We start from the raw sequence: 5,981 nt of genomic DNA, 5'->3' as shown, positions 1-5,981 counted from the left end.
TCCTCGCGGTGGTCGAGCGAAAGGCCCAGCTCCGTCGCGCGCTCGGCCTCGGCCATGGCCTCTTGCGGGAAGATGTGCGGAATGCCGTGCTTGGCAATGGCGATCAGGCTGAAGCTCTTGGGCGCCAGGGGATCACCGACGACCTCGACTACCTTGACCGGTGAGCGGGCGGATTTGCCCATGCGTTCGGCGAGGACGAGCTCGCCCTCGTTGGCTTCACCCAGTTCGCCGATTGGCGCGCTGTCGCGCACGCGCTTGTCGACCGGCGCCAGCCAGGGCTTTCCGGCCCCATCGAACTCGACGACGCCCATCATGCCCTCTGTACGCGCGGGCAGCTTCTTCATCGGATGCGCGATCCAGCCGTGCGCGGTTTCCTCTGTCCGGGCCAGGAAGCGATCACCGCGCTTGAGCGCAGCCATTTTCTTCGTTTCCATGACCGTCAGCTGTGGCGGCTTGCCCGGCGCATCGGGTGCCCAGCTCTCAGGCTCGGCGATCGGTTCGCCATCCTCGATGGCAACGACCTTGAGCACGGTGACCTTCGGGACGCCGCCCATGCGGTGATAGGCGGTCCGCTTGCCATCGATCAGGCCTTCTTCGGCCATGTCCTTGAGACGTTGCTTGAGGAGGATCTTTTCCTGACCCTTGAGGCCGAACGCCTTGGCGATCTCGCGCTTTCCGGCAGGGGTCGGTGAGGATTGGAGGAATTCTAGAATCTGTTCCTTCGACGGCATGCCTGCGCCTCGATGGGGCGGCTGCCGGTTCTTATTTTGTTTTGTCATGCGCGCCATATGGGGACGCAGCTACTCGCTGTCATCCTTCTTCGGTGCAGCGGGCGCAAACTGGCCCGCAGGGACGGCGCTGGAGACGGGACTGCGCGTCCCATCGGCAGCGGTGGCACTAACCCCGAAGATCCAGTCGTCACCGCGCACGCCTTCCAAGCGTGCACTGGTGGCAACGACGTTGGCGATCACCGGATCGGCCGGCCAGTAGGGTTCGTCGGTGCGGCGTTGCCAGACGGTGTAGCCGATGGCCCCGGGAACCTCTGTCCACTTGATGTCCGTAAAGGTCTGCACTGCAGCTTCGGCCTTGGCGATAGGAGGAACTGGTGTCCGCGCCAGCGCGTCGAGCGCGCGGATGTTCAGCTGCGTCACACGGGCAAGGTAGGGGAAATCCATCTTGTCCGGCGTGTCACCGTACTCGATGTCGTCCTCGATACGCAGGTCCTGGTGCTGCCAGTTGTAGTTCTCGACCGCGACGGTGATCCGCACCGCGGGATAGCCTTTTTCGAGGAAGGGGAGCTGGTCCCCGCCCCGCCCCATGCGGTCGGCGCGCCAGATCTGTCGCACATCGAGGCTTCCATCATACTGATCCGCAAGCAGGTCGATATAGCGCGACAGGTTGCGGCTCGGCGTGTCGTTCTCGCCCCCTTCGCGGCGTTGCGCGGCACGGAGTTCGTCGGTCAAATCGGCACGCGGACCTTCGGAGAACAGCCGGACATGCGCGTCATCGCACCAGCCGTCGCTGCCGCAGCTGCCACCGACGATGTCATTGTTGAGCACCGCCTTGACCTGCCAGCCTTGTTCGGCGGCATAGTCGGCCATCAATCGCCCACCGAAGAGCCCCTGCTCCTCCCCTGAGAGCAGAGCGTAAACTATGGTGACCGGGTAGCTGCCCTGCGACAGGTTGCGCGCGGCCTCGATCACCAGCACGGTTCCCGAGCCATCATCGTTCGCACCGGGGGCATCCTTCTGCCAGTCGAGCGGGTCGGACACGCGGCTGTCGATGTGACCTTGGACGATCACGACCTCATTGGGACGCTCGGTCCCCCGCTGGACCGCCACGGCATTGCGCAGGCGTACCGGCGTGGGAATGCGTGCACCCGAAACCATGCGCTCGGGCGCGACGATCTCGAGGCATCCCCCGCATTGGGCGGAAATACGTTTGAATTCGGCAAGGCCCCAGTCGACCGCCGCGCCGATACCCCGTTCGGGATTATCCTGTTCTGACAGCGTGTGGCGGGTGCCGAACCCCACCAGCGTATCGATATCGGCGCGCAAACGCTCCTCCGACACGCCGGCAGCGGGACCGGAACTCTGTGCCGAGAGCGGGGCGGCAATGAGGGCGGCGGCGAAAGCGAGCTTCTTCATGCCCGCTGTCTCACCCAAACTGCCCGTCAGTTCAAGCTAGTAAGCCTTGGCCAGGAGCACCCGTTCCACGGCCGGTTCGCCGGTGAAGAGACAGGCGCCATCCGCCGGAGCCGAACCGATCGGGACATTGCGAATGGTCAGCTTATGCGCCTTGAGCCGGTCGACCACCTTGTCGAGTGCATCGCCTGTGGGCTTCGACCACTGGACTTCGACCCAGCCCGGATACTTGGCCTTGCCGCCGAAATGCGCCTCGACCGTGGCGAAGTCGGTCACACCGCGCGTGATATTGGCCTCGCGGCGCTCAAGAGCTGCGGTGAGCAGGGTAGCCTGCATATCGGCGAGCACATCGGGGATGGTCTTTCCGGCCACTTCGCGGGTCGGGGTCTGAAATGCGGGCTTTCCGCTCGCTTCGTCCCACAGCCGATCGCGGCGCAGCATGCTGACCACGCCATTCTCCATGTCGCGCCCGCCAACCTCGACGACCACCGGCGCGCCTTTGCGCACCCAGTCCCAGCGCTTCTGCGCTGCCTTGCCGGGGCGAGTATCGAGCAGCACACGCAACGGCTCTCCCATCACGTGCTGGCCGGCGAGCGTGGCGCGCAGCCCTTCGCAATAGTCGATCAGCGCAGCGTCGCTGTCATCGTCGCGCAGCATCGGCAAGATGATGACCTGTTGCGGTGCAATCTTGGGCGGCAGGCGCAACCCGTCATCGTCGCCATGGGTCATGATGACGCCGCCGACCATGCGGGTCGAAACGCCCCAGCTGGTCGTGTGGGCGTAAGTCTGCGTGCCTTCGCGGTCCTGGTACTGGATACCGCTGGCCTGCGCGAAATTGGTGCCGAGGTAGTGGCTGGTGCCTGCCTGCAGCGCCTTGCCGTCCTGCATCATCGCCTCGATCGACCAGGTTTCGACCGCACCGGGGAAGCGCTCGTTCTCCGGCTTTTCGCCTGCGACCACCGCAAGGCTCAGGTCTTCATCGGCAAAGGCGCGATAGACCTCGAGCATGCGCAGCGTGTGCTCCTTGGCCTCGGCCTCGTCCGCATGTGCGGTGTGCCCTTCCTGCCAGAGGAACTCGCTGGTGCGCAGGAACATGCGCGTGCGCATTTCCCAGCGCACCACATTGGCCCATTGGTTCAACTTCAGTGGCAGGTCGCGCCACGACTGGACCCAGCGCGCCATGGCATCGCCAATGATCGTCTCCGATGTCGGGCGGACGACCAGCGGCTCTTCCAGCTTCGCCTCGGGATCGGGGATCAGTCCACCCTCGGGCCCGGCGATCAGGCGATGGTGGGTGACCACCGCCATTTCCTTGGCGAAGCCGTCGACATGCTCTGCCTCGCGCGCGAAGTTCGAGAGCGGAATGAAGATCGGGAAATAGCAGTTTTCGTGACCGGTCGCCTTGATCCGGTCGTCGAGCAGGCGCTGCATGCGCTCCCAGATGCCGTAGCCCCACGGCTTGATCACCATGCAGCCGCGAACGCCCGATTCCTCGGCCATCTGTGCTGCAGAGATGACTTCCTGATACCAGGCGGCGAAATCGTCGGCGCGCTTGGTGTTGAGTGCATGGCGGATCTGGGCCACGTCGCTATTTCCCGTATCTTGCTGGTCGGAATGAGCGCGGGCCGATGCCGCTATTTGCTCAGTTCGTCCAGCTTCTTCTGCATGGCAGCCATCTGCGCGCGCATCTCGGCTAGCTCCGCTGCTTGGTCAGGCTTGGACGTCTTGCGCGCGCCCGGAATGAACGCCTCGGCCGCGTTCTGCATCATCTTGAGGTTGGTTTCGGCGATCTTCGCCAGCGGGTTCGAGGCGAGTCCCTTGGCGAAGGCATCCTGCAACTGCTCGCGGTTCTTGCGGAAATTGGCCATGCTGGCTTCGAGATAGCTGGGCATCAGCGACTGCATCGAATTGCCGTACATGCTAATCAGGTCGCGCAGGAAGCTGACCGGCAGCATTTGCGAACCGTGGCTTTCTTCCTCGACGATGATTTGGGTCAGGATGGTGTGGGTGATATCGTCGCCGGACTTGGCATCGAGTACCTGGAAATCGACGTTCTCGCGGACCATGCCCGCCAGGTCGTCTAGCGTGATATAACTGCTGGTATCGGTGTTATAGAGCCGCCGGTTGGCGTATTTCTTGATGATGATCGGCTCGCCGTCGGCAGTACGCTTAGCCATTCCGGTACGCTCCCCTCGTTTTTGTGCGCAACATCTGCGCTTAGCATGTGCACAATGTGCAGCGCAACACGGCGTGCCTATCGCGCGAAGCGGTGTCCCAGAACGGTCAGCAGTTCATACTGCGACAGACCCGATTGCTGTGCAGCATCGGGAAGGTGATAGGGCAATTCCACCCAATCGCCCTCGCGCAGCATAGGTGCAGCACCAAGGCCGACCACGATCATGTCCATCGACACCTTGCCAAGGATCGGCAGCTTGCTGTCGCCATGCGTAAAGCACCCCCCGGCCCAGCTACGCAGGATACCATCGGCATAGCCTAGCGAGACGACCCCGATCCGCATCGGTTCTGCTGCGGTGAAAGTTGCATTGTATCCGACGCTGGCGCCGGCCGGCAAATCCCTGACCTGGATCAGGGCAGCTTGCGGATAGGCCACTTGCCGGATGGCGTGCGCCAGCTCTTCACGGGGGACACCGCCGTAGAGCGCAATTCCGGGGCGTGTGAGATCGAAGCCGTACTCGCTGCCCAGGCCGATCCCCGCGCTGTTGGCCAGGCTCAACTCGCGATGCCTTATTAGTGCTGCGGCCACGCCGAAATCCGCAAGTTGCTGCAGGTTCTGCGGACAGTTCTCATCGGCGCTCGCGAGGTGGCTCATCAACAGATGGACGTCGAGCGCCTGGATCGCCGGATCGGAAAGCTGGTCCGGCGTCACGCCAAGCCGGTTGATGCCCGTGTCGACCATGAGATCGCAGGCGCCGCCCCCACTCTCGAGCCATATCCGCGCCTGGTGCGGGTTGTTGATGACCGGGCGGACCCCTGCATCCCTGCCATAGGCTGCATCTTCAGGCGTAACCGGCCCATGCAAGACCGAGAGCTGCCTGGCAGGGATGTGGCGCAACACAGCTGGTACTTCCGACCAGTGCGCAACGAAATAGTCACGACAACCCGCGTCTCGTAATGCCGGGACGCAGCTGTCGACTCCCAGGCCATAACAGTCCGCCTTAACTGCCGCGCCCGCCCGCGCCGCTCCTGAAAGGCGATCGAGCGCGTTCCAGTTTCCGGCAATCGCCGTGCTTTCGATACGCAGCCGCAATGTGGGCGGCGGAAGGTCGGTCATTGCAGTCTCATGGAAGGACGGGAGAGGCAGGCGGATCTTCGCCGCTATCCTCGAAATCACGTGGCGGCCCATCGGGAATGCCCCACCAGGCGACCACCAGCCCGAACTCCATTACGGCCCAGCAATACCACAGCCCCGAATAGGGATTGCCGGTGCTGGCCACGATATATCCCGATATCAACGGCAGGAAGCCTCCGAGATAGCCTGCACCGATGTGATAGGGGATCGACATCGAACTGTACCGGATCCGTGCCGGAAACATCTCTGCGAGCAAGGCCGCGACAGAACCATATGTCAGAGCCGAAAGCATGCCCAAAGCACAGAGCAAGGCCACGATGCCGACCAAGCTTGGGAAAGACGGTGTCTGCTTCGAGAAATCGTAGCCCTGCCCTTCAAGCCATCCCTGAACAGTAGCACGGCGCGTATCATCTACCACACCGGCGTAATCGTGAGTCTCGTCCCCAATGGTGAGGGTGGACAGATCCGCTCCAGAGACATCGTAGCTCACCCCCAGCGCGGTGAGATCGGCAAGCAGCTTTCCGCAC

4 protein-coding genes and 2 pseudogenes are annotated in these 5,981 nt (G+C 63.2%); all 6 read right to left on the bottom strand.

Annotated features, from left to right (window positions below; genetic code table 11):
• A pseudogene (locus AAFM29_RS15530) lies at positions 1-788 on the bottom strand (ribonuclease R); the annotation flags it as partial.
• A 12-nt stretch (positions 789-800) separates the two neighbouring features.
• Positions 801-2,147, bottom strand: coding sequence for a M28 family peptidase (locus AAFM29_RS15525; protein ID WP_341713690.1), 1,347 nt, complete (start codon positions 2,145-2,147; stop codon positions 801-803).
• A gap of 36 nt (positions 2,148-2,183) precedes the next feature.
• Positions 2,184-3,728 carry a proline--tRNA ligase gene (gene proS / locus AAFM29_RS15520; protein ID WP_341713689.1) on the bottom strand — a complete coding sequence of 515 codons (1,545 nt, stop codon included), beginning with the start codon at positions 3,726-3,728 and terminating at the stop codon, positions 2,184-2,186.
• Between the two features lie 50 nt (positions 3,729-3,778).
• Positions 3,779-4,321: a polyhydroxyalkanoate synthesis repressor PhaR gene (phaR, locus tag AAFM29_RS15515; protein WP_341713688.1), complete on the bottom strand. Its 543-nt coding sequence runs from the start codon at positions 4,319-4,321 to the stop codon at positions 3,779-3,781.
• 77 nt (positions 4,322-4,398) lie between these two features.
• Positions 4,399-5,436, bottom strand: coding sequence for an alanine racemase (locus AAFM29_RS15510; protein ID WP_341713687.1), 1,038 nt, complete (start codon positions 5,434-5,436; stop codon positions 4,399-4,401).
• Between the two features lie 7 nt (positions 5,437-5,443).
• Positions 5,444-5,981: pseudogene (locus AAFM29_RS15505) on the bottom strand (MFS transporter); the annotation flags it as partial.

It is taken from the genome of Erythrobacter sp., assembly GCF_038133525.1.
GTDB lineage: Bacteria > Pseudomonadota > Alphaproteobacteria > Sphingomonadales > Sphingomonadaceae > Qipengyuania.
This window is presented reverse-complemented; position numbering and strand designations above follow the sequence as displayed.

Excerpts from the sequence above, each read along its gene's own strand:
- phaR (WP_341713688.1), bottom strand. The coding sequence starts at position 4,321 with ATGGCTAAGCGTACTGCCGACGGCGAGCCGATCATCATCAAGAAATAC.
- AAFM29_RS15510 (WP_341713687.1), bottom strand. The coding sequence starts at position 5,436 with ATGACCGACCTTCCGCCGCCCACATTGCGGCTGCGTATCGAAAGCACG.
- AAFM29_RS15525 (WP_341713690.1), bottom strand. The coding sequence starts at position 2,147 with ATGAAGAAGCTCGCTTTCGCCGCCGCCCTCATTGCCGCCCCGCTCTCG.